The following is a 22,056-nucleotide window of genomic DNA, read 5'->3' on the forward strand; positions in this document are numbered from 1 at the left end:
CGGCCCCGCGGAACGCGGCCCTCCCCCGTCCAGCCTCGCGGAGGTGTCCCCCTTGCCCACGCCGCCCCGCTCCCCCGTCCGCCCTCAGCGCCCCCCGCAGCCGTCTCCCGGACGGCGCCCCACCCGGCGCTCCGACGGACGTCCCATGCGCCCCGCACGCCCCGTACGGCGCAAGAAGCCACGCTGGGCCATGCGGGCGGTGACCACCGTCTCCGTGGTGGTCCTCGCCTCGGCGGGCATCGGGCACGCGGTGCTGAGCAGCCTGGACGCGGACATCGCCCGGGTCGACCCGTTCAAGGACATGAAGAACCGGCCCGAGGGCGGCCACGGTATGAACCTGCTGCTGGTCGGCACCGACGGCCGGGAGAAGATCACCGAGGCGGAACGGCGGAAGTACCGGCTGGGCGGCGCGCCCTGCCACTGCACCGACACGGTCATGATCGTGCACATCTCGGAGGACCGGGAGCGCGCCAGCATCGTCAGCCTGCCGCGCGACTCCTACGCCGAGGCGCCCGCGCACACCGACGCCGTCACCGGCGAACGGCACGGCCCCCACCCCCTCAAGCTGAACGCGGCGTACGCGGAGGGCGGCCCGACCCTGACCGTGCGGACCGTCGAGAACATGACCCACGTGAAGATCGACCACTATCTGGAGGTCGACTTCACCAGCTTCATGAAGACGGTGGACGTGCTCGGCGGGGTCCGTATCTGCACCGCGCAGCCGCTGAAGGACAGGTACACCGGCCTCGACCTGACGGCGGGCACGCATCTGCTGGGCGGCGGACAGGCCCTTCAGTACGTACGGTCCCGGCACACCGACGGGTCCTCCGACCTCGGCCGGATGAAGCGCCAGCAGCGTTTCCTGGCGGCGCTCGTCGGACAGGCCACGTCGTCCGGGGTGCTGCTGAACCCGATGAGGTTCCGTGACGTGACGCGGGCGGTGCTGGGCTCGGTGCGGGCCGACAAGGGCTTCGGCACGGACGAGCTGCTGGATCTGGGCCGGGCGATGCGCAACTTCTCCCCCTCCTCGTCCGAGTTCACGACCGTGCCGATCGGGCAGATGGCCTATGTCGTCAAGGGCATCGGCTCGACCCTGAAGTGGGACGAGCCGAAGTCGAGGAAGCTCTTCGAGGCGCTGCGCGACGACAAGCCGCTCGCGGCGCCCCGGTCGCCCCGGGCCCCGCGGCCCCAGGCCGTCCGGGTCGCGGTGGCCCCGCAGCAGATCCGGGTGCAGGTCGAGAACGGGACCGCCACGACGGGTCTCGGCAAGCGGGTCGACGGCGCGCTCGCCGCCACCGGGTTCAGGACGACGGGCCGGCCCGCCATGGCCCCGGACCGCACGCTCCGGCGCACCGTCGTCACGTACGACCCCCGCTGGGACCGCTCGGCGAAGTCCCTCGCGGCCGCGCTGCCCGGTTCCGAACTGCGCGTGGTCCCCGGGCAGGGCCCGCTGCTGAAGGTGATCGCCGGTACGGACTTCAAGCAGGTCACGCGGGTACGGGCGGACGATCCCGATCAGGGGGAGTTCGGGGTGGTGACGGGAGACCAGGTGGTCTGTCCGTGACCCAGGACGCCCGACCGGGGCCCGCCTGGCCCTGACCCGCCGCCGCCTCGTCGGTGCCTAGTCGTCGAGGCCCTCCGCCGCGCGCTTCTCGCGGAGTTCCATGATGGCGCGGCGGCGGGCCAGCCGGTGGGTGCGGCGGATCTGCGCCTCCTGGTAGCGGCGCTCGTCGCGCTCGGTCTCGGCGATGACCGGCGGGACCCGGCGGGGCTTGCCGTCGGCGTCGACGGCGGCGAAGACGAGATAGGCCGAGCCGACCTGCTGGGGCGGCGTGGACTCGTTCCAGCGCTCGGCGAGGACCCGGACACCGACTTCCATCGAGGTACGTCCGGTCCAGTTGACCTGGGCCTTCACATGGACCAGGTCGCCCACGCGGACGGGCTCCAGGAAGGCCATCTCGTCCATCGAGGCGGTGACGGCGGGCCCGCCGGAGTGCCGCCCGGCCACCGCGCCCGCCGCGTCGTCGACCAGCTTCATGATCACTCCACCGTGCACCGATCCCAGCAGGTTCGTGTCGTTGTGGGTCATGATGTGGCTGAGGGTGGTCCGGGACGCCGCGGTCGGCTTGCCCGGGATGTCGGATTCCGGGTTGGGAGCCTGGTCTGTCATGTCCTCCACCTTATGCCGGGGCGTACGGCCGTCGCTTTGCATCAGCTCTGCAACAGGCGTGACCCAGATCTCCCGGCTCTCTTGTAAGACTCGTAGTGGAGAGCGGCACACTGGTCGGCATGAACGATTGGCCCGACGGGCGGTCCGACGACAACCGCAGCAACCGCTACGGACGCGGCAGCGCAGGCGCACAGCCTGAGAGCGCCCGCGTCATGCGACAGGTCCGCCGTGGGCCGGCCGCACCCGCTCCGGGCCAGGGCGCGCCGCCGTACGGCGGCGGGGTTCCCCAGCAGCCCTCGTACGTCGACGGCCAGGGTTACGACAACGGCCAGGGCTACGACAACGGGTACGACTCCGGCTACAACAGCGGCCATGTGTACGGGAACCCCAACGGGCCCGGCGGTCCGCAGGGCCCCGGCGACGGCGGCGCGTACCCGCGGCGCCCCGCGCCGAACTGGCGGCGCCGGATCAAGTGGACCGCGATCACGCTGGTCACCGCGCTGGTCGTGGTCTCCGTCGGCACGTACTTCTGGGCCGACTCCAAGCTCCACCGCGACGTGGATCTCTCCAAGGTCATAGACCGGCCGGAGAGCGGCCAGGGGACGAACTATCTGATCGTCGGTTCGGACAGCCGCGCCGGCCTGACCGCCGCGGACAAGAAGAAGCTGCACACCGGCTCCGCCGAGGGCAAGCGCACCGACTCGATGATGATCCTGCACACCGGGAGCAACGGCTCGACGCTCCTCTCGCTGCCGCGTGACTCCAACGTCACGATCCCGACGTTCCGCGGCTCCGAGTCCGGCAAGATCAAGGGTCCGCTCGGCCAGAACAAGCTGAACGCCGCCTACGCGTTCGACGGCCCCCAACTCCTGGTCAGGACCGTCGAGTACAACACCGGCCTGCACATCGACCACTACGTGGAGATCGGCTTCGCCGGGTTCGCGGGCATCGTCGACGCGGTCGGCGGTGTCGACATGACCCTCGACCAGGGCTTCAAGGACAAGTACTCCGGCGCCGACTTCAAGGCGGGCAAGCAGACGCTGAACGGCGAGCAGGCCCTCGCCTTCGTCCGTACCCGGCACGCCTTCGCCGCCTCGGACCTGCAGCGCACCAAGAACCAGCAGAAGTTCCTGTCCGCCCTGGCCCACCAGGTCGCGACCCCCTCGACGGTCCTGAACCCCTTCAAGCTCTACCCGACGATGGGCGCGGGCCTCGACTCGCTGGTCGTCGACAAGGACATGAGCCTGTGGGACCTGGCCGACATGTTCTGGGCCATGAAGGGTGTCACCGGCGGCGACGGCAAGTCCATGAACATGCCGATCTCCGGTTCCGTCGGCGGCAACCTCGTCTGGGACAAGGCGAAGATGAAGACGCTGGTGAACGAGCTCAAGAACGACGAGACGGTCACGGTGTCGGGCAACTGACCCGCCTCCACGCGCCGTTGCCGGCGAACCGACCCATTGCCCCATGCGGTCGCCGGCCAACTGACCCACCGATACCGCCGCTTGCCGGTGTCGGTGGGTCAGTTGCGTAGGGTGATGCGGCCCCGGGTGCGGGGGCCGTCGAATTTGGAGCGGTCGACCACGGGTTTCGGGGCCGGTTCCGCGGCCATGAGCCGGATGGTGTCGCGGCCCGCCAGGGCGGTGCACCACTGGGCCAGGTGGGGGCGGGTGCCACGGGGTCCCGACGCCTCCTCCCACAGGTCCCGGACCGCGTCGGCCCGCCGGTCGTCGAGTACGCCGGACAGTGGCCGCAGGGGCTTGCCGGGGGCCACGTACGGCTCCTGGCTGAGGACACGGCCCACCAGCAGGGCCGCCTTGTAGCGGTCGCTGTCCACCGTGGCGGTGCCGGCGGCCGCCAGCGGGTCGTGCCAGTCGGGGGTGTCCGCCTGTTCCAGGACCGGGGGCCGGCCGGCCATGCGTACGCCGTCGCAGTCCAGGAGATACGGGGCGGGTCCGGGCCGGACGGTCCACAGCACGTTCGCGTGGGACACGTCGCCGACGACCAGCCCCAGGGTGTGCAGCCACCGGAGGAGTCCGAGGACGGCGACCACCAGCGCGTACCGCTCGGCCGGCGACGGCTGCGCGACGGCCTGCCAGGCCGCTCTCGGTGGCCGGAGCAGATAGGACAGGTCGGTCAGCCGGGCCTCGCCGCGCGAGGTCCGCCAGGTCATGGAGTCCGGCGCGCGGCGCATCAGGAAGCCGGTCGCCCTGCCGCCGTCCATGACCCGGCACAGCGGCCACGCCGTCTCCCGGTCCAGCCGGTCGCGGTCACCCGGGTCGAGCCCCTGACGCAGCGCGACGAGTGCCGCGAGTTCCCGGCCGTCGGCCTTCCCCGGCTCACGGTAGCTCTTGTACAACAGCGTGCCGGGACCGGTGACGTCGTACACCTCGCCCTGGCCGCCGTCGCCGACGCGCGCTCCGAGGGTGAGCGGGCCGAGGGACACGTCGGCGCCGTCGTCGGCGCTCACGGCACGGCCTCCCACAGGACGACGGCGGTGCGGTCGTCGTCGTACGACTTCACCCGGTACTGCAACTGCCACAGGAAGTCGGCCGGTCCCGGCACGGCTCCCTTCCCCCACCCGGACCCCAGGAAGTCCCGCATCCCGGCGTCCCCCGCGAGCGGCGTGGACAGGCCGTCCGTGCACAGCACGAGGACGTCGCCGGGCAAGGCCGGGGCGAGCAGACAGGCGCGGGCGCGGTGCGCGTGCGGCAGGGCGGCGGTACGGGTGTCGATCATCCCGTCGCCGTCGTGCTCGGGGTCCGTGAGGGACAGGTTCCACTCCCCGGCGCGCAACAGCGCCGTACCGCCGTCGCCGACGGCCAGAAAGCCCCGAGTGCGCACTCGGGGGTCGAGCGGGACGAGCAGGGCGCGCAGAGTGGTGGCGTACGCGGCGGGCTCGTCGCCGTGCTCGCGGGCGCGGTGCGCGAGCAGGGTCGCGACCCGGCCCACCGCGGTGTCCACCAGTACGGCGAACCCGGTCTCGTCGCCCGCGCGCAGGGTCTCGGAGAGTTCCGCGGACACGCTGTCCAGCTCCAGCGCGGCGAGCCGGCAGGCCTCCTGGGAGCCGACGTGCGAACGGGCCGCCGATCCCACGCCGTCCGCCACCGCGAGCAGCAGCAGCCCGTCCGCGCCGGACGCCCCGAGGCGCACCACGGCCAGGGAGTCCTGGCGCGGCTCGCCCTGATAGCGGTGCGAGTCGCCGCGCACGGACGCCGCCCGCACGGTCAGAGCGCCGTACCCGGCGCCGTCAACCACCATGTCGGGCGTCAACGCCGCGCTCGGGTCCTGCCGGACCGAGGGAAGCTCCAGGGGCTCCGGCGCGTACAGCGGGGGCTTGGGGCCGGAGTACGGCGGCGCGCCGAGCGTCGGAACGGGCCCGACCCGCGTGGCGGACTCCTCGGATGCGGATGCGGATGCGGATGCGGGTACGGGTGGAGGTGGGGGTGGGGGTACGGGTGTGGCTGAGGATCCGGGTTCGGGCTCGGGCGGCATGTGCACGCGCGGGAGCGACGGCTGTACGGGACGGTGCGGCGACGACTGCTGCGCGAAGCCGGGCTGGGGATACGGCGGCGTCGGCGTCGGCTCGTACGCGGGCCGGTCCGCATGCGGCGGCGTCGGGTCGTACGACGAGGACGGTGGCGACGGCCGGGTGGGCCCGTACGGCAAGGGGGGTGCCGCGGATGCCTCGGGCACGGTGGCGGCCGTGCCGGGCTCCGGTGGATCGCTGAAGAACTGGTCGACGCTCTGCCAGGTCGCGTCCAGCGGGTCGGGCTGTCGCGCGTCCGGCCAGCGGAACTCCGGCTGTCGCGCGGCCGGTTGCCGCGGATCGGGTTCCGGCAGATCGGGCCGGCCCGGGTGCGCCTGACCCGGGTAGGGCCGGTTCCCGTCCGGCTCCCGCGCGTCGGGCCGTTGCGGATCGGGCATTCGCGCGTCCGGCTCGCGCGTATCGGGCTGCCGTGGACTGGTCCGGGACGGTCGGGCGGCGTTCATGTCGTTCCCCATCGGTGCGACCTCACAGCTTGTCGAGCGAGACGATGGAGAAGCCGGGCACGGTGTCGTCCACGGCCAGCGTGAATCCGTTGCCGCCGTCCGCGCCGATGCTCCCGGCGGACCGGACGATGGACCGCGTGAGGCTGGAGGCGAATTCGCGCAGCGCCTGGGCCGGTGACACCGAGGAGTCCTTCTGCATGAAGGCGCGGAAGTTGGCGACCCGCGCGATCGTCGCTTCCTGGGCCTCGCCGATGCCGAAGGCGATGATCTTCGGGCAGAACCGTGACTGGGTGATCTCCTTGTACGCCTGGTCCCAGTCCGGGTCGGTGGGAATGCCGTCGGACAGGAAGAAGACGACGGGGCGGTACACCTCGTGGCCCTCCGCCTTCAGCGCCGCCACATCGGCCTCGACGCAGCGCAGGAGAGTGCGGAACGCGTCGCCGTACGAGGTGAGCCCGCCCGCGGCGAGCGCCGGGACCGAGTCGATGTCGCTGAGGTCGACGAGCGGTTGCAGGACGGTGGCGGTGTCGGAGAAGCCGATGAGACAGAAGCGCGTCTTGTCGGCGACGGTCGGGTTGGTGCTGATCTCGTGGTGCAGGTCCGGGAGCGCGCCGTTGATGGCGTCGATCGGCTCGCCGATCATCGACCCGGACTCGTCGCAGAGCAGGTAGAAGGGCAGGATCTGCAAGGTCTCGTACCTCCGGGTCAGTACGTGTAGAAGTAGATCTCGATGTCGGCGTGGCCCGGGGAGGCTCCGCCCTTCCAGAAGTCGCGGGTGGTGGCGGCGCGGAACATGTCCGGACGGGCCTTCTCCAGCAGGGCGTTGACCTCGTGGGCGTAACGGCCCCCGGCGCCCGGGTCGGTGTGGCGTCCGAAGGTCAGCACGAAGGCGGCGCGCCGGCCCTGGTAGCGCGCGGTCGCGCCGCGCAGGGCCCGCACGATGCCTTCGTCGTCGCCGGCGGGCGCGTCGACGGCCACCTTGACCGGTGTGCGGACCACCGCCCGCGGCCCGGTGTGCCGGGACTTCTTCCCGGCGGCCGAGGCGGCGGACGAAGAGGCGGGGCGCTTCTCGGCGGCCTGCGGGTCGCCCTGGTCCCCCATGGCGACCAGGGCGAGGACGAGCAGCATGTCCGCGAACAGCCAGCCCGCCATGTGCAGCGGCTGGAACCTTCCACCGCGTCTCATCGGGCCTCGGTCAGGGACGCGGGAGGCAGGTGCGGGGGCTCACGACGGGGGTCGGGCCGACGGGGACCGGGCCGGCCCGGCTCATCACCGGACGCAGCGAACCGGTCGACAGGAGCGCCGGCCACTTCGACCGGCGCACCAATCCGGTCGGCGGGAGCATCGGTCACGTCGCCGGGCGCACCGAACCGGTCGGCGGGAGCATCGGCCACCTCACCGGGCGCACCGAACCGGTCGGCGGGGGCGTCGGTCCCGGAGGTGGAACGGCCTTGCCAGTCAGGGCTGTCCGCCCTTTCGGCCCGGTCCGCTCGGCCCATCCGATCCGTCAGGTCTGCTCGGTCCGTCGGGTCCGCTCGGTCCGTCAGGTTGGCGCGTGTCTGGCGGTCCGCTCTCAACTCGTCCACAAGTCGGGCGAACTCATCGGCGGCAGCCCGCAACGCACCGCTCTGGGCGTTCAGTTCGCGCACCGCTTGCTGGGATTCCTCGACCGCGCGGGCCGTACCGTCCGCCACCTCGCCGAACCTGCCGAGGAGTTGGGCGGAGATGTCCGAGGTGACCTCGATGCCGGTGGCGTAGGCGCGCTGGGACGCGGCCAGCACGGTGACGGCGTCCTCGACGCGGTCACCGGCGCCCTGTACGGCGAGCCGGACCTCACCGCTCGCGTCGCGGACGCCGTCGAGCGCCTTGCGGACCTGCGCCCCGCCGTCGTTGACGGCGGCCTCGACCCGGCCCACCGCGACCTCCAGGGGTTTGATGGAGGTGTCGACCCCGGCCAGCCTGCGTTCGGCGGCCTCCACCGCTTCGCCGACGGCCGAGGCGGCCGACGTCAGGTCCTTCTGGACCCGGACAGCCTTGTCGCCGAGCCGGCCGAGGGTCGCGGCGGCTCCGGTGAGCTCGGCCGCGAAACGCTGCGGGGAGCTCGACCGCCGCTGGTTCAGCACGAGTTGGGCACGGGTCAGCGCCGGGACGAGCGCCGCCATCAGCTCCCCGGAGCCCCGGTCGGCATCCTCCTCCCGGCGGGCGACGGCGGACCGCCGCAGGCCGTGCACGAGCACCAGGGCGAAGAGCACCGTGATGGCGACGGTGGCGCTCATCGCCACATGGCCGAAGGTGAAAGCGCCGGTGAGGTGGCCCTCGAATCCGGACTGCCACAGCTGGAGGAAGGGCCGGGAGGCGGCCTTCGGATCCGCGCCGGTCAGCGCTCCGTACGCGCTCGACGCCCGGGTCAGTCCGTACCAGGTGAGCATCAGCGGTACGAAGACCAGCGCGCCCAGCACCCCTTCGGCGTAGGACCAGAGCGTGTGCTCCGCGCCCTGGTCGCCGGCCGCCCGGAGGCTCTCGGGGCGGGCGTAGGCGGCGAGGAGGTCGAGTTCGGACCAGGGGTCCAGCGCGGTGACGTCCTGGTCCCGGAGCGCCGCCGCGAGCGCGGTCAGCTCCTCCTTCCGGGTTCCGAGCGCCGGCCGCTCCGCGAGATCCTTGATGCTCTGCGCGATCACATGACGGTCCATCAGGGCGCCTGACGGCATGCCCACCCCCACAACACGACGGACGCGGGGGTGCGTTGACGGCAACCATGGATCCCCACCCGTGTCGCGCGCCCCCGTACCCCCGCCGGTTCACACGCACCAGACGCGTGACCGAGGGCACAGAGAGTACTCCAGCCGACACGCTCCGCGCATAAACTCGCGACACCCGCCGCTCTCCCCAACGGCGGCGCGAGGGGGAACAGTTGAGCAACGACGAACGTCCACGAGCGACCATCCGCCTGCGGCCCGCGCCCGGCACCCAGCCCCGGACCGGCCCGCAGCGCGCGGCACCGACTCCCCCTGAAGTGCGGCGACTTCCCGCCGGGCGCGCCGACACGGTGCTGACCAGATCGGCGCCGCACGCCCGCATCACGGGGCGCGGCGTCCTTCAGGTCAACCTGAACCGGCCGCCGGGGACCGGGGCCGACCTCGACCTCGGCTGCATGGCCGCGTTCACGGACGGCACCCGCGCGGCCGTACAGCCGCTGGGGAACAACTTCGGCTCACTGGCACGGTGGCCGTACATGGAACTCGACCAGGACGACCGCACCGGGGATGCCTCGGACGGGGAGACGGTCCGGGTGGACCTGGAGCGGCGCGAACTCTTCCGGCAACTGCTCTTCCACGTCTACGTGTACAGCGGCGCCGTGGATTTCCGCAGCCTCGGCGCCACGGCCACCGTGACGGCCCCGTCCGGCGGTTTCCGCATCGCCCTCGACAACTCCCCCGAGGGGGCCACGGGCTGCGCCATCGCGCTGGCCACCCCGACGGAGGACGGTCTCACCGTCAGCCGCGAGGTCCGCTGGTTCACCGGCACCCTGCGGCACTCGGTCCAGGAACAGGTGGACAGCGCCTACGGTTTCGGCCTCTCGTGGGTACGGATGAGGAAGGACTGACCCGCGCCGACGCCGTGCGCGGGGCGCGGCGGGTCAGGTCGGGTCGGATCGAGGGGTCGGGGAGGGAAAACAAAAGGTGAGAGGCACCCACCGGGTGCCTCTCACCTCCGCTGCCGATCCGCCGGCGATTTAGTGCCACCAGATGGTGTACTACGGCAGGTTGCGCGCCATCACGATCCGCTGCACTTGGTTCGTGCCCTCATAAATTTGAGTGATCTTCGCGTCCCGCATCATGCGCTCGACCGGGTAGTCGCGGGTGTAGCCGTAGCCGCCGAGGAGCTGGACGGCGTCCGTGGTGACCTCCATGGCGACGTCCGAGGCGAAGCACTTGGCGGCGGCGCCCTGGAACGTGAGGCCTCTTTCTCCACCTCCGGCGGCGACGCGCTCCGACTTGGCGGCGGCCGCGTACGTGAGCTGGCGGGCGGCCTCGATCTTCATGGCCATGTCGGCGAGCATGAACTGGATGCCCTGGAAGTCGGCGATCGGCTTGCCGAACTGCTTGCGCTCCTGGACGTAGCCCTTGGCGTAGTCGAGGGCGCCCTGGGCGACACCGAGGGCCTGGGCCGCGATGGTGACGCGGGTGTGGTCCAGCGTCTTCATGGCGGTCGCGAAGCCGGTGCCCTCCTCGCCGATCATGCGGTCGGCGGGGATACGGACGTTGTCGAGGTAGACCTCGCGGGTCGGGCTGCCCTTGATGCCGAGCTTGCGCTCCGGGGCGCCGAAGGAGACACCCTCGTCGGACTTCTCGACGACGAAGGCGCTGATGCCCTTGGAGCGCTTCGTCGGGTCGGTCACCGCCATGACCGTGTAGTACTCGGAGACGCCCGCGTTGGTGATCCAGCGCTTGACGCCGTTCAGGACCCAGAAGTCGCCGTCGCGCACGGCCTTCGTCTTCATGCCGGCCGCGTCCGAACCGGCGTCCGGCTCGGAGAGGCAGTACGAGAACATTCCGTCGCCCTTGGCGAGCGGGCCCAGGTACTTCTTCTTCAGGTCCTCGGAACCGGAGAGGATCACCGGCAGCGAGCCCAGCTTGTTCACCGCCGGGATCAGGGAGGAGGACACGCAGACGCGGGCCACCTCCTCGATCACGATGACCGTCGCGAGGGCGTCGGCGCCCGCGCCGCCGTACTCCTCGGGGACGTGCACCGCGTGCAGGTCGTTGGCGACCAGGGCGTCCAGCGCCTCCTGTGGGAAGCGGGCCTCCTCGTCAACCGCCGCCGCGTACGGCGCGATCTTCGCCTCGGCCAGCGAACGGATCGCGTCCCGGAGCATGTCGTGCTCCTCGGACGGGCGGTACAGGTCGAAATCAGCCGATCCGGCCAAGGTCTCTCACGCTCCAAGTGATGCTGTGCTGGCTGCGCTAACTACCGTTAAGTAACACAAATTTTAAGGGCCTGCCCGCCAGACGGATACGTGAGCTTGGCGACAGGGGGAAAACCGCCCGTGAAAGCGCTCCCCCACGCCCCGACTATGCTCAGGCGCGCACCGACGCCGCACACCTCAGGAGCACCCATGGCCCTCAAGATCACCGTGATCGGCACCGGCTACCTCGGCGCCACCCACGCCGCGGCCATGGCCGAGCTCGGCTTCGAGGTTCTCGGGCTCGATGTGGTGCCGGAGAAGATCGAGATGCTCCAGCGGGGCGAGGTCCCGATGTTCGAGCCCGGTCTCGAGGAGCTGCTGCGCAAGCACGTGGCCGGGATCGAGGGCTCCACGGGCCGGCTCCGCTTCACCATGGACTGGGCCGAGGTCGGGGCCTTCGGCGACGTCCACTTCGTCTGTGTGAACACGCCCCAGAAGCACGGCGAGTACGCCTGCGACATGTCGTACGTCGACGCGGCCTTCGAGTCGCTGGCGCCGCATCTGCGCGGTCCCGCCCTCGTCGTCGGCAAGTCCACCGTGCCGGTCGGCTCGGCGGAGCGGCTGGCCGCCCGGCTCGTCGAGCTCGCCCCCGCGGGCGAGGACGCGGAGCTGGCCTGGAACCCCGAGTTCCTGCGTGAGGGCTTCGCCGTGAACGACACGCTCCACCCGGACCGGATCGTGGTGGGCGTGCGCAGCGAGCGTGCCGAGAAGCTGCTGCGCGAGGTCTACGTGACGCCGGTCGCCGACGGCTCGCCCTTCGTGGTGACCGACTTCCCGACCGCCGAGCTGGTGAAGACGTCCGCGAACTCCTTCCTCGCCACCAAGATCTCCTTCATCAACGCGATGGCCGAGGTCTGCGAGGCCGCCGACGGTGACGTCGCCAAGCTGGCCGAGGCCATAGGGCACGACGAGCGGATCGGGAAGAAGTTCCTGCGGGCCGGGATCGGCTTCGGCGGCGGCTGCCTGCCCAAGGACATCCGCGCCTTCATGGCACGCGCCGGTGAGCTGGGCGCGGACCAGGCGCTGACCTTCCTGCGCGAGGTCGACACCATCAACATGCGGCGCCGTGGCCAGATGGTGGAGATGGCCCGTGAGGCGCTCGGCGGCGGTTCGTTCCTCGGCAAGCGGGTCGCCGTGCTCGGCGCGACCTTCAAGCCCGACTCGGACGACGTACGCGACTCCCCGGCCCTGAACGTCGCCGGGCAGATCCACCTCCAGGGCGGCCAGGTCACCGTCTACGACCCGAAGGGCATGGCGAACGCCAAGCGGCTCTTCCCGACGCTCGGGTACGCCGACTCCGCCGTGGAGGCCGTGCGGGGCGCCCATGTCGTCCTGCATCTGACGGAGTGGCGCGAGTTCCGTGAGCTGGACCCGGCGGTGCTGGGCGAGGCGGCCACGTCTCGCGTACTGCTGGACGGGCGGAACGCGCTGGACCCGGAGACGTGGCGCCGGGCCGGCTGGACGTACCGGGCGATGGGGCGGCCCACCGCCTGATCCACGCCATCGGCCGGCGCCCGTCGGGGCGCCGGCCGATGTCTGTCGCGGACGACACCGGTCCGGCCGAGGCTCAGTCGGCCGGACCGGCGTCGGTTGCATTCTGCACCACTTCGCTGTGCGGTGACCGGAGACCTCCGGACTTCGTCCGACTCCCGGCCCGCTCCCGGCACGGCTCCCGCTTCGGCTCCTGGTCCGTCGTGCCGCCGGGTTTCCCTCCGTCGGGGCGCCAGGTCTTCCTCCGGCGTCCCGCCAGGTCTTCGCGGACGGGTCCTACTTCGCGCGGTAGCGGCGCATCTTGGCGCGCGCCCCGCACACCGACATCGAGCACCAACGGCCGCGGCCCGCCGGTGAGCGGTCGTAGTACGCCCAGTGGCAGGTCGGGGCCTCGCAGGCCTTCAGCCGCGGCCAGGTGTCCTCGACCAGCGACTCGGCGATCGCCGCGGCGATCCGGAAGGCCAGGGGGGTCGAGGAGGCCGCGGGAGCCGGGAAGGCCGGGGAGGTCGCCTCGGTGGCGGGGACCAGGCGCGCGGCGCCGCCGTCCTCGTCGACCGTCACCCGCAGGGGCGCACGGGCGAGGAGTTCCCCGAGGGGGGTCACCTTCCGGTGCGCCGGATGCCCCGCGTGCGCCAGGCACACCGCTCGCAGCGACTCGCGCAGCTCGCGCGCCCCTTCCGCCTCGGCCGCCGCCAGGCCGAAGCGCGCCAGCCCCTCGGGCGTGTCCAGGGAGTCGGCGCCCGACTCGATGTCCAGGGTGTTCACCAGGGCCTGGACCAGGGCCAGACCGCCGGGTGCGGGCGCTCGGTCATTCATGCTTGCGACGTTACCTCCAATGCGGGACCATGCAGTAACCGTTACTCCTTGGAGCGGTTTACAGGTAACCCGTCATTCACTCTTCATTCACAGGTGTTGCCGGAGATCCCACGGAGGAAGCCATGGCTCTCGCCAAGCTCGACGTCGTCGTCCTGGACTGTCCCGACCCGCGCGCGCTGGCCGAGTTCTACGCCGGGGTGCTCGGCGGCACCATCACGGACCAGACCGACTGGATCGACCTGGAGGTGCCCGGCGGCCAGCAGCTGGCGTTCCAGGCCGCGCCCGGGTACGTACCGCCGCGCTGGCCCTCGCCCGACGCCTCGCAGCAGTTCCATCTGGACCTGAAGGTCGAGGACCTGGACGTGGCGGAGAAGGGGGTGCTGGCGCTCGGCGCGACCCCTCTGGACACCGAGGACAGGTCGCGTACGTTCCGGGTGTACGCCGACCCGGCGGGGCACCCGTTCTGCCTCTGCGCCTGCTGAGCCCACCCGGGCGGGGGCACGTCCTGGAGCCCGCTCCAGGGGGCCGGCGGTCAGCAGTCCAGCTGTTCCAGCGTCGCGTTCGACGGTGCCCGACGGGACTGGAGGTCGCGGGCCACGTCCTCCGCGGCGCCCAGCACGCGCACGGAGTTCTGCCAGGTCAGCTTGGCCACGTCCGTGGACGACCAGCCGCGGTCGAGGAGCTCGGCGATCAGGTTCGGATAGCCGGAGACGTCGTCAAGACCGTCCGGGGTGAACGCCGTGCCGTCGTAGTCGCCGCCGATGCCGAGGTGGTCGATGCCGGCGACCTCGCGCATGTGGTCGAGGTGGTCGGCGACCGTCGACACCGTCGCGACGGGGCGCGGGTTGTCCTCCTCGAAGGCACGGTGGACCTTCATGCCCTCGGCGGTGGTGTCGAGGTGGTGGAAGCCGTTGGCGCGCATGTTCTCGTCGGCCGAGGCCGTCCAGTCGACCGCCGCCTGGAGGACGAACTTCGGCACGAACGTCACCATCGCCACTCCCCCGTTGGCGGGCAGCCGCTCCAGCACGTCGTCCGGGATGTTGCGCGGGTGGTCGCACACCGCGCGCGCCGAGGAGTGGGAGAAGATCACCGGCGCGACGGAGGTGTCGAGCGCGTCCCGCATGGTCGTCGCGGCCACGTGCGAGAGGTCCACGAGCATGCCCTCGCGGTTCATCTCCCGTACGACCTCACGGCCGAAGGACGACAGGCCGCCCACCACGGGAACGTCCGTGGCCGAGTCCGCCCACGCGATGTTGTCGTTGTGGGTGAGGGTCATGTAGCGGACGCCGAGCGCGTACAGCCCGCGCAGGGCGGCGAGGGAGTTGTCGATCGAGTGACCGCCCTCCGCGCCCATGAGGGAGGCGATACGGCCCTCGGAGCGCGCCGCCTCCATGTCGGCGGCGGTCAGCGCGGCCCGCAGGTCAGCCGGGTGCCGGTCGATCAACTGCCGTACGCAGTCGATCTGTTCGAGCGTCGCGGTGAGCGCTCCGGGCAGGTCCGAGCGGACGTACACCGACCAGTACTGGGCGCCGACGCCGCCGGCGCGCAGCCGGGCCAGGTCCGTGTGCAGGTGGGCGCTCTGGTCGACGGCGATGTCACGGGCGTCGAGGTCGTAGCGGACCTGCTCGCGCAGGGCGTAGGGCAGGTCGTTGTGCCCGTCGACGACGGGGAACTCGTCGAGCAGGGCGCGGGCACGGTCGAGCGAGGGCAGGGAGGACTCGGGGGCCTGGGAGGAGTAGGACATCCGCGTCACTTCCCGAAGCCGAAGCCGCCGGCGGCGCCCTCGACCTTGGCGCGCAGTCGCTTGCCCTTCTCGGTGGCCTGGTCGTTCAGCTCCTGCTGGAACTCCCTCATCCGGCCGAGGAGTTCCTCGTCGTGGGTGGCGAGGATCCGGGCGGCCAGCAGACCGGCGTTGCGGGCGCCGCCGACGGAGACGGTCGCGACGGGCACGCCGGCCGGCATCTGCACGATGGAGAGCAGCGAGTCCATGCCGTCGAGGTACTTGAGCGGGACGGGCACACCGATGACGGGCAGCGGGGTGACGGACGCCAGCATCCCCGGGAGGTGGGCGGCGCCGCCGGCTCCCGCGATGATCGCCTTGAGCCCGCGCTCCGCGGCCTGCTCGCCGTACGCGATCATCTCGCGCGGCATGCGGTGCGCGGAGACGACATCCACCTCGTAGGGGATCTCGAACTCGTCCAGCGCCTGGGCGGCGGCCTCCATGACCGGCCAGTCGGAGTCCGAACCCATGACGATGCCTACAACGGGGCTCATTCGGTGATCGTGCCTCTCAGGTAGCCGGCTGCGTGCCGGGCGCGATCGAGGACGTCGTCCAGGTCGTCGCCGTAGGTGTTGACGTGGCCGACCTTACGACCGGGCTTCACGTCCTTGCCGTACATGTGGATCTTCAGTTGCGGGTCGCGGGCCATGCAGTGCAGGTACGCGGAGTACATGTCGGGGTAGTCGCCGCCGAGGACGTTCGCCATGACCGTCCACCTGGCGCGCGGGCGCGGGTCGCCGAGCGGGAGGTCGAGGACCGCGCGGACGTGGTTGGCGAACTGGGAGGTGATCGCGCCGTCCTGGGTCCAGTGGCCCGAGTTGTGCGGGCGCATGGCCAGTTCGTTGACGAGGATGCGTCCGTCGCGGGTCTCGAACAGCTCGACGGCCAGGTGGCCGACGACGCCGAGTTCCTTGGCGATGCGCAGCGCCAGTTCCTGTGCCTCCAGGGCCAGCTCCTCGGCGATGCCGGGCGCCGGGGCGATGACGGTGTCGCAGACACCGCCGACCTGCTGGGACTCGACGACGGGGTACGCGACCGCCTGGCCGTGCGGGGAGCGGACGACGTTCGCCGCGAGCTCGCGCGCGAAGTCGACCTTCTCCTCGGCGAGGACGGGGACGCCCGCGCGGAACGGGTCGGCGGCCTCCTCCAGGGAGCGCACGAACCAGACGCCCTTGCCGTCGTAGCCGCCGCGGACGGTCTTCAGGATGATCGGGAAGCCGTCGCCGTCGGCCCCTTCGGCGAGGCCTTCCGCCGCGAACGCGGCGACGTCCTCGACGCCGGTCACGATGCGGTGCCGTGGGCACGGCACACCGATCTCGTCGAGCTTCGCGCGCATCACGCCCTTGTCCTGGGCGTGCACGAGCGCGTCGGGGCCCGGCCGGACGGGGGTGCCGTCCGCCTCCAGGGCCCGCAGGTGCTCGGTCGGGACGTGCTCGTGATCGAAGGTGATCACGTCACAGCCCCGCGCGAAGTCGCGCAGCGTGTCGAGGTCGCGGTAGTCGCCGACGACGACATCGCCGACGACCTGCGCCGCGGACTCCTGAGGAGTGTCACTGAGGAGCTTGAACTTGATGCCGAGCGGGATGCCCGCCTCGTGTGTCATACGAGCGAGCTGACCCCCGCCGACCATGCCGACTACCGGGAACGTCACGCTCCAAGAGTATCGGCCGCGCCACAGTGGCCGGTTTCCGCGGCGATACGCCCGATTTTCCCTGTCGGTGACCGCGTCTTTTCTTACCTGTGAGCACATGCACAACCACCGTGCGGGGGCGCTGGTTAGCATGGGCTGGTTGGCGTAACGCGCCGACTTCCACCGACGCAGCAGACGACATAACCCACCGACGGGGGCTGGCGACATCATGGGCAGTGCTTCATCGGGGCCTCAAGCGGGGCATCGCAGCGCGGTTCGGCGCCGCTTCGACCTCCTCTTCCGCGAGGTCGCCAAATTCGGCGCGGTGGGCGGTGCGGGGCTTCTCGTCAACCTGATCGTGTTCAACCTCGTACGCCACCTCACGGGCCTGCAGGTCGTGCGGGCCAGTGTCATCGCCACGGTCGTCTCGATCGTCTTCAACTACGTCGGGTTCCGCTACTTCACCTACCGGGACCGCGACAGGGGTGGCCGCACCAAGGAGCTGACGCTCTTCCTGCTGTTCAGCGTGGTGGGACTGTTCATCGAGAACGGTGTCCTCTACGCGGCGACGTACGGCTTCGGCTGGGACAGCCCGCTGCAGAGCAACGTCTTCAAGTTCGTCGGCATCGGCGTCGCGACCCTCTTCCGCTTCTGGTCGTACCGCACCTGGGTCTTCCGGACGCTTCCGGCCCGGGAAGCGGTGGCCAGTGCCGAATCGTTCCTGGACGAGGACCCCGAGCCCGAGGCGCGCCGCCCGCGGGCCCGCGCGAACTGATCGGTCGGGGGCGGGACCTCCCGCCTCCCACCTGCGCTTCCATCCCTGGTCGGCCGCCTGGTCCGGCGCCCCGCGCCGGTCACCCGGTCGGTCACCTGACCGTCCGCTCCTCGTCGTCCTCCGGGAGCCGTGGCGACCGCTTCAGCGGGGTCCGGGACAGGAACAGGCCGAAGACCGGGGGCTGGGCCTGGAGCATCTCCAGACGGCCGCCGTCGGCCTCCGCGAGGTCGCGGGCGACGGCGAGACCGATGCCGGTGGAGTTGCGGCCGCTGATGGTGCGCTCGAAGATGCGGGCGCCGAGGTCGGTGGGGACGCCGGGTCCTTCGTCGGTGACCTCGATGACGGCCTGGTTGCCGGTGACGCGGGTACGCAGCGCGACCGTGCCGCCGCCGTGCATGAGGGAGTTCTCGATCAGTGCCGCGAGCACCTGGGCGACCGCGCCCGGGGTGCCCACCGCCTGCAGATGGCGTTTGCCGGAGCTGACGATCGCGCGGCCCGCGCTGCGGTAGGCCGGGCGCCACTCCTCCAGCTGCTGCTTGATGACCTCGTCGAGGTCGAAGGAGACGGCGGAGCCGGTCCGCGGGTCGCGGGCGTTGGTGAGCAGGCGCTCGACCACGTCCGTGAGGCGTTCCACCTGCGTCAGGGCGATCGTCGCCTCCTCCTTCACCGTGTCGGGGTCGTCGGTGAGGGTGATCTCCTCCAGGCGCATGGAGAGCGCCGTCAGGGGCGTCCGCAGCTGGTGGGAGGCGTCTGCGGCGAGGCGCCGCTCGGCGGTGAGCATCCGGGCGATGCGCTCGGCGCTGCCGTCCAGGACGTCGGCGACCCGGTCCAGCTCGGGGACGCCGTACCGCTTGTGGCGCGGCCGCGGGTCGCCCGAGCCCAGCCGTTCCGCCGTCTCGGCGAGGTCGGTGAGCGGGGAGGCGAGACGGTTGGCCTGGCGTACGGCGAGGAGGACGGCGGCGATGATCGCGAGCAGCGCGACGGCGCCGATGACCAGGAGCGTACGGCCGACTTCCTTGGTCACCGCGGAGCGGGGCTCCTGGACGGTGACCGTCTCGCCCGACTCGCCCTTGGCGGTGTACTGGATGACGTCGCCGGTGGGCTCGCTGCCGACCTCGATGGGGTCGCGGCCCGGAATCCTGATCACGGCGTAGCGCCGGTCGGTGACCTGGTTCCTGAACGTCTCGTCGGTGATCTTCTCGTCGCCGAGGACGCGGCTGTCCACGATGCTGGCCAGCCGCAGCGCCTCGGAGTCCACGCGCTCCTGGGCGCTGTTGCCGATCGTGCGGGTCTCGACGATGACGAGGGAGACGCCGAAGACGGCGATCACCACGAGCACGACGGCGAGGGTGGACTGGATCAGACGGCGACGCACGGGGCCCTCCGGGCAGATGGCTGTACCGGGACCAGTGTGCACGTTCGCCGCTCCGGCCCGAGCGGGGCGCCGGTCCGGCGACGCGGGTTTCCGTCGCCGGCCGCCGGATGTCCGGCGTACAGGACCCCGGGACGGTCGGGTCCCGTGCGCAGGACCCCAGGACGGCCGGGGTGCCCGGCCGGGGTGCCCGGCCGGGCGAGGCCTCAGCTCTTCTCGAAGCGGAAGCCGACCCCTCGTACCGTCGCGATGTAGCGGGGGTTCGCCGCGTCGTCGCCGAGCTTCTTGCGCAGCCAGGAGATGTGCATGTCGAGGGTCTTGGTGGAGGACCACCACGTGGTGTCCCAGACCTCGCGCATGAGCTGGTCGCGGGTGACCACCCGGCCGGCGTCCCGGACCAGGACCCGCAGGAGGTCGAACTCCTTGGCCGTGAGCTGGAGTTCCTCGTCGCCCATCCAGGCGCGGTGCGACTCGACGTCGATGCGCACGCCGTGGGTGGCGGGCGGCTGCTGGGGCTCGGCGGCGCCGCGCCGGAGCAGCGCCCGCACCCGGGCGAGGAGTTCGGCGAGCCGGAACGGCTTGGTGACGTAGTCGTCGGCGCCCGCGTCGAGGCCCACGACGGTGTCCACCTCGTCGGCGCGCGCGGTCAGGATGAGGATGGGCACGGTGTGGCCCTCGGCGCGGAGCCGGCGGGCGACTTCCAGGCCGTCCATGCCGGGCAGTCCGAGGTCCAGGACGACCAGGTCGACACCGCCCTGCATTCCGGCGTCGAGCGCGGTGGGTCCGTCCTCACGGACTTCGACCTCGTAACCCTCCCGGCGCAGGGCACGGGCCAGCGGCTCCGAGATGGACGCGTCGTCCTCGGCGAGCAGTACACGGGTCATGGGGTGATGGTAGTCCGCCGCGGACGACGCCCGGGCAGTGATCCGCCTCCGTGATTCACACCCTCTGTCCGGGTGTTTCTTACCTGTGGGTTTGGGATGCGATCCTGGATTACACCTTCGAATGATCGTCTGCGGTTCCATGGTTGCCTGTGATCCATGTCTCAAGTCCTTCCATATGCCGCATTGCCATGTCGTATGGTGACCAGACGCCTCAAGCACTACATCAGGACCTTTGGCGCGCACTTGATGCTGAAGGTCTCTTCTGTGTGCGGGCTGGTGTCAGCCAGCCTTGAAGGAAGACCTGTGGCCGGGCCCAAACGCACTCATGCGTGACGGGCGTGGATCCCGGTGGTCGCCGTCCGCCGCTTCGCACTCCGGAGCGGACTCCCCGTGGGCGTGGGGACGGACGCCGGACTCCCGCCGGTGCCGGCCGCCCCTCATGGGCGCGTAACTCTCCCGGGCTCTCGGTTGCACTCGAGCGCGGGGGACCCCCAACAGCGCGTCCCAGACCAGCAAGGAACGACCATGGCGTCCAGCCTGACGAAGGACTCGGTGACTCCGGGGATCCCCGGTTCCGAGAAGACCTTCTTCGGCCACCCCCGCGGACTGGCCACCCTCTTCATGACCGAGATGTGGGAGCGATTCTCCTACTACGGCATGAAGGCACTGCTCCCGCTGTACCTGGTGGCACCGGGCGGTCTGCACCTCAGCGCGGCCACCGCGACCGCGATCTACTCGGTGTACCTCTCCCTCGTGTACCTGCTCGCCCTGCCTGGCGGCTGGTTCGCCGACCGTGTCCTCGGCCCCCGCAAGACGGTCGCCGTCGCGGGTGTGATCATCATGCTGGGTCACCTCACGCTGGCTCTGCCCTCCTCGGGCACCTTCTACGGCGGCCTCGGCCTCGTGGCGATCGGTTCCGGTCTGCTGAAGGCCAACATCTCCACGATGGTGGGCCACCTCTACGAGGGCCCGGACGACGCGCGCCGTGACGGTGGCTTCACGCTGTTCTACGTCGGCATCAACCTCGGCGCCTTCGCCGCTCCGCTGATCATCGGCACCGTCGGTGAGAACGTGAACTGGCACCTGGGCTTCGCCCTCGCCGCGGTCGGCATGGCGCTGGGCCTCGCCCAGTACCTGCTCGGCGGCCGTCACCTCAGCGCCCGCTCGCACGAGGTCCCCACGCCTCTGACGGCCCAGGAGAAGTCCGCGACGCTGCGCAAGTCCGCCCTGTGGGCCGCTGTCGCGGTCGTCTTCTACGCGATCGTCGGCTTCTCGGGCCACTACACGCTGAACTGGCTGCTGGTCCCGATCATCATCGCCGGCCTGGTCATCCCGGTCATGGTCATCGGGCGCATCAAGCGCGACAAGTCCCTGGGCCGTGCCGACCAGTCGAAGATGTCCGCGTACATCTGGTTCTTCGTCGCCGCGGCCGTCTTCTGGATGATCTACGACCAGGGCGGCTCGACGATGTCGATCTTCGCCGACGAGTCCGCGAAGAACACGATCTTCGGCTGGGAGTTCCCGGTCTCCTGGTACCAGTCCGTCAACCCGGTCATGATCATGGCGCTCGCGCCGGTCTTCGCCTGGGCGTGGCTGTGGCTGAACAAGCGCGGCAAGGAGCCGAGCACGGCGACGAAGTTCGCCTCGGGTCTGATCCTGATCGGCGCGTCGTTCTTCCTCTTCCTGGCCCCGCTGACGATCGCAGAGGGCGGTCACAAGGCGGCCGCGATGTGGCTGGTGGCGATCTACTTCGTGCAGACCGTCGGCGAGCTGACGCTCTCCCCGGTCGGCCTCTCGGTCACCACGAAGATGGCTCCGGCGAAGTACGCCTCCCAGATGATGGGTGTCTGGTTCCTGGCCGTCACCGCCGGTGACGCCACGACCGGTCTGCTCTCCATCGCCGACGTCGACCTCAACAAGACGGGCATCGTCGCGCTGGAGGCCACGCTCGCCGTGATCGCCGGTGTCGCGGTGTGGATGTACCGCAAGAAGGTCAAGGCGCTCATGGGCGACGTCCACTGACGTCGGTCCCACGACACGGCGAAGGGGGGGGGGGGGGGGGGGGGGGGGGGGGGGGTGGGGGGGGGGGTGGGGAGGGGGGGGGGGGGGGGGTGGGGGGGGGGGGAGGGGGGGTGGGGAGGGGTGGGGGGGGGGGGGGGGGGGGAGGAGGCGGGGAACA

At 71.2% G+C, this 22,056-nt stretch carries 20 protein-coding genes; 7 read left to right on the plus strand and 13 right to left on the minus strand.

Going from position 1 to position 22,056, the window contains the following annotated elements; all coding sequences use genetic code 11:
* Window positions 1-52 precede the first annotated feature (52 nt).
* Entirely contained in the window at window positions 53-1,564 is a 1,512-nt protein-coding gene (locus ACZ6KY_RS37720; protein WP_469314779.1) for an LCP family protein, read from the plus strand.
* Window positions 1,565-1,621: 57 nt separating this feature from the next.
* Here ACZ6KY_RS37720 and ACZ6KY_RS37725 read toward each other — a convergent pair whose 3' ends face one another.
* Window positions 1,622-2,170 (minus strand): acyl-CoA thioesterase, encoded by a 549-nt coding sequence (locus ACZ6KY_RS37725; protein WP_469314780.1) that lies wholly within the window; start codon window positions 2,168-2,170, stop codon window positions 1,622-1,624.
* A 119-nt stretch (window positions 2,171-2,289) separates the two neighbouring features.
* Between ACZ6KY_RS37725 and ACZ6KY_RS37730 the strand changes: the two genes are divergently transcribed.
* On the plus strand, window positions 2,290-3,594 hold the full coding sequence (locus ACZ6KY_RS37730) for an LCP family protein (protein ID WP_469314781.1): 1,305 nt from the start codon (window positions 2,290-2,292) through the stop codon (window positions 3,592-3,594).
* A gap of 98 nt (window positions 3,595-3,692) precedes the next feature.
* On the opposite strand, the gene ACZ6KY_RS37735 is transcribed toward ACZ6KY_RS37730, so the two are convergent.
* The 5 genes from ACZ6KY_RS37735 to ACZ6KY_RS37755 all read right to left on the minus strand — a co-directional run bounded on the left by ACZ6KY_RS37735 (window position 3,693) and on the right by ACZ6KY_RS37755 (window position 8,871).
* Window positions 3,693-4,640, minus strand: coding sequence for a hypothetical protein (locus ACZ6KY_RS37735; RefSeq protein ID WP_469314782.1), 948 nt, complete (start codon window positions 4,638-4,640; stop codon window positions 3,693-3,695).
* Complete coding sequence (locus ACZ6KY_RS37740; RefSeq protein WP_469314783.1) at window positions 4,637-6,097, minus strand: PP2C family serine/threonine-protein phosphatase; 1,461 nt, start codon at window positions 6,095-6,097, stop codon at window positions 4,637-4,639. The genes ACZ6KY_RS37735 and ACZ6KY_RS37740 overlap by 4 nt, the downstream gene beginning before the upstream one ends.
* 88 nt (window positions 6,098-6,185) lie before the next feature.
* Window positions 6,186-6,851: a vWA domain-containing protein gene (locus ACZ6KY_RS37745; RefSeq protein WP_469314784.1), complete on the minus strand. Its 666-nt coding sequence runs from the start codon at window positions 6,849-6,851 to the stop codon at window positions 6,186-6,188.
* Between the two features lie 17 nt (window positions 6,852-6,868).
* Window positions 6,869-7,348 (minus strand): hypothetical protein, encoded by a 480-nt coding sequence (locus ACZ6KY_RS37750; RefSeq protein WP_469314785.1) that lies wholly within the window; start codon window positions 7,346-7,348, stop codon window positions 6,869-6,871.
* Window positions 7,345-8,871, minus strand: coding sequence for a methyl-accepting chemotaxis protein (locus ACZ6KY_RS37755; protein WP_469314786.1), 1,527 nt, complete (start codon window positions 8,869-8,871; stop codon window positions 7,345-7,347). The genes ACZ6KY_RS37750 and ACZ6KY_RS37755 overlap by 4 nt, the downstream gene beginning before the upstream one ends.
* 203 nt (window positions 8,872-9,074) lie before the next feature.
* On the opposite strand from ACZ6KY_RS37755, the gene ACZ6KY_RS37760 reads away from it, so the two are divergent.
* Window positions 9,075-9,767, plus strand: coding sequence for a tellurium resistance protein (locus ACZ6KY_RS37760; RefSeq protein WP_469314787.1), 693 nt, complete (start codon window positions 9,075-9,077; stop codon window positions 9,765-9,767).
* A 150-nt stretch (window positions 9,768-9,917) separates the two neighbouring features.
* On the opposite strand, the gene ACZ6KY_RS37765 is transcribed toward ACZ6KY_RS37760, so the two are convergent.
* Window positions 9,918-11,090: an acyl-CoA dehydrogenase family protein gene (locus ACZ6KY_RS37765; RefSeq protein WP_469314788.1), complete on the minus strand. Its 1,173-nt coding sequence runs from the start codon at window positions 11,088-11,090 to the stop codon at window positions 9,918-9,920.
* Between the two features lie 189 nt (window positions 11,091-11,279).
* Here ACZ6KY_RS37765 and ACZ6KY_RS37770 point away from each other — a divergent pair, with 189 nt between their 5' ends.
* Window positions 11,280-12,623 (plus strand): UDP-glucose dehydrogenase family protein, encoded by a 1,344-nt coding sequence (locus tag ACZ6KY_RS37770; RefSeq protein ID WP_469314789.1) that lies wholly within the window; start codon window positions 11,280-11,282, stop codon window positions 12,621-12,623.
* 273 nt (window positions 12,624-12,896) lie between these two features.
* On the opposite strand, the gene ACZ6KY_RS37775 is transcribed toward ACZ6KY_RS37770, so the two are convergent.
* Window positions 12,897-13,436, minus strand: coding sequence for a CGNR zinc finger domain-containing protein (locus tag ACZ6KY_RS37775; protein ID WP_469314790.1), 540 nt, complete (start codon window positions 13,434-13,436; stop codon window positions 12,897-12,899).
* A gap of 122 nt (window positions 13,437-13,558) precedes the next feature.
* On the opposite strand from ACZ6KY_RS37775, the gene ACZ6KY_RS37780 reads away from it, so the two are divergent.
* On the plus strand, window positions 13,559-13,918 hold the full coding sequence (locus tag ACZ6KY_RS37780) for a VOC family protein (protein ID WP_469314791.1): 360 nt from the start codon (window positions 13,559-13,561) through the stop codon (window positions 13,916-13,918).
* A gap of 50 nt (window positions 13,919-13,968) precedes the next feature.
* Here ACZ6KY_RS37780 and ACZ6KY_RS37785 read toward each other — a convergent pair whose 3' ends face one another.
* The 3 genes from ACZ6KY_RS37785 to ACZ6KY_RS37795 are packed head-to-tail and all read right to left on the minus strand — an operon-like array spanning window position 13,969 to window position 16,867.
* On the minus strand, window positions 13,969-15,180 hold the full coding sequence (locus tag ACZ6KY_RS37785; protein ID WP_469314792.1) for a dipeptidase: 1,212 nt from the start codon (window positions 15,178-15,180) through the stop codon (window positions 13,969-13,971).
* A gap of 5 nt (window positions 15,181-15,185) precedes the next feature.
* Complete coding sequence (purE, locus tag ACZ6KY_RS37790) at window positions 15,186-15,710, minus strand: 5-(carboxyamino)imidazole ribonucleotide mutase (protein WP_401330718.1); 525 nt, start codon at window positions 15,708-15,710, stop codon at window positions 15,186-15,188.
* Window positions 15,707-16,867, minus strand: a complete 1,161-nt coding sequence (locus ACZ6KY_RS37795; RefSeq protein ID WP_469314793.1) for a 5-(carboxyamino)imidazole ribonucleotide synthase — start codon at window positions 16,865-16,867, stop codon at window positions 15,707-15,709. Before ACZ6KY_RS37795 ends, purE begins: the two co-directional genes overlap by 4 nt.
* A gap of 208 nt (window positions 16,868-17,075) precedes the next feature.
* Between ACZ6KY_RS37795 and ACZ6KY_RS37800 the strand changes: the two genes are divergently transcribed.
* Window positions 17,076-17,621: a GtrA family protein gene (locus tag ACZ6KY_RS37800; protein ID WP_469314794.1), complete on the plus strand. Its 546-nt coding sequence runs from the start codon at window positions 17,076-17,078 to the stop codon at window positions 17,619-17,621.
* 91 nt (window positions 17,622-17,712) lie between these two features.
* On the opposite strand, the gene ACZ6KY_RS37805 is transcribed toward ACZ6KY_RS37800, so the two are convergent.
* The gene (locus ACZ6KY_RS37805; RefSeq protein ID WP_469314795.1) at window positions 17,713-18,996 is read right to left on the minus strand and encodes an ATP-binding protein; all 1,284 of its coding nucleotides are present in this window, start codon (window positions 18,994-18,996) and stop codon (window positions 17,713-17,715) included.
* Between the two features lie 203 nt (window positions 18,997-19,199).
* Window positions 19,200-19,877 (minus strand): response regulator transcription factor, encoded by a 678-nt coding sequence (locus ACZ6KY_RS37810; protein ID WP_018566970.1) that lies wholly within the window; start codon window positions 19,875-19,877, stop codon window positions 19,200-19,202.
* 525 nt (window positions 19,878-20,402) lie between these two features.
* Here ACZ6KY_RS37810 and ACZ6KY_RS37815 point away from each other — a divergent pair.
* Window positions 20,403-21,899, plus strand: coding sequence for an oligopeptide:H+ symporter (locus tag ACZ6KY_RS37815; protein WP_469314796.1), 1,497 nt, complete (start codon window positions 20,403-20,405; stop codon window positions 21,897-21,899).
* Window positions 21,900-22,056 lie beyond the last annotated feature (157 nt).

Source organism: Streptomyces sp. NPDC042002, assembly GCF_055588305.1.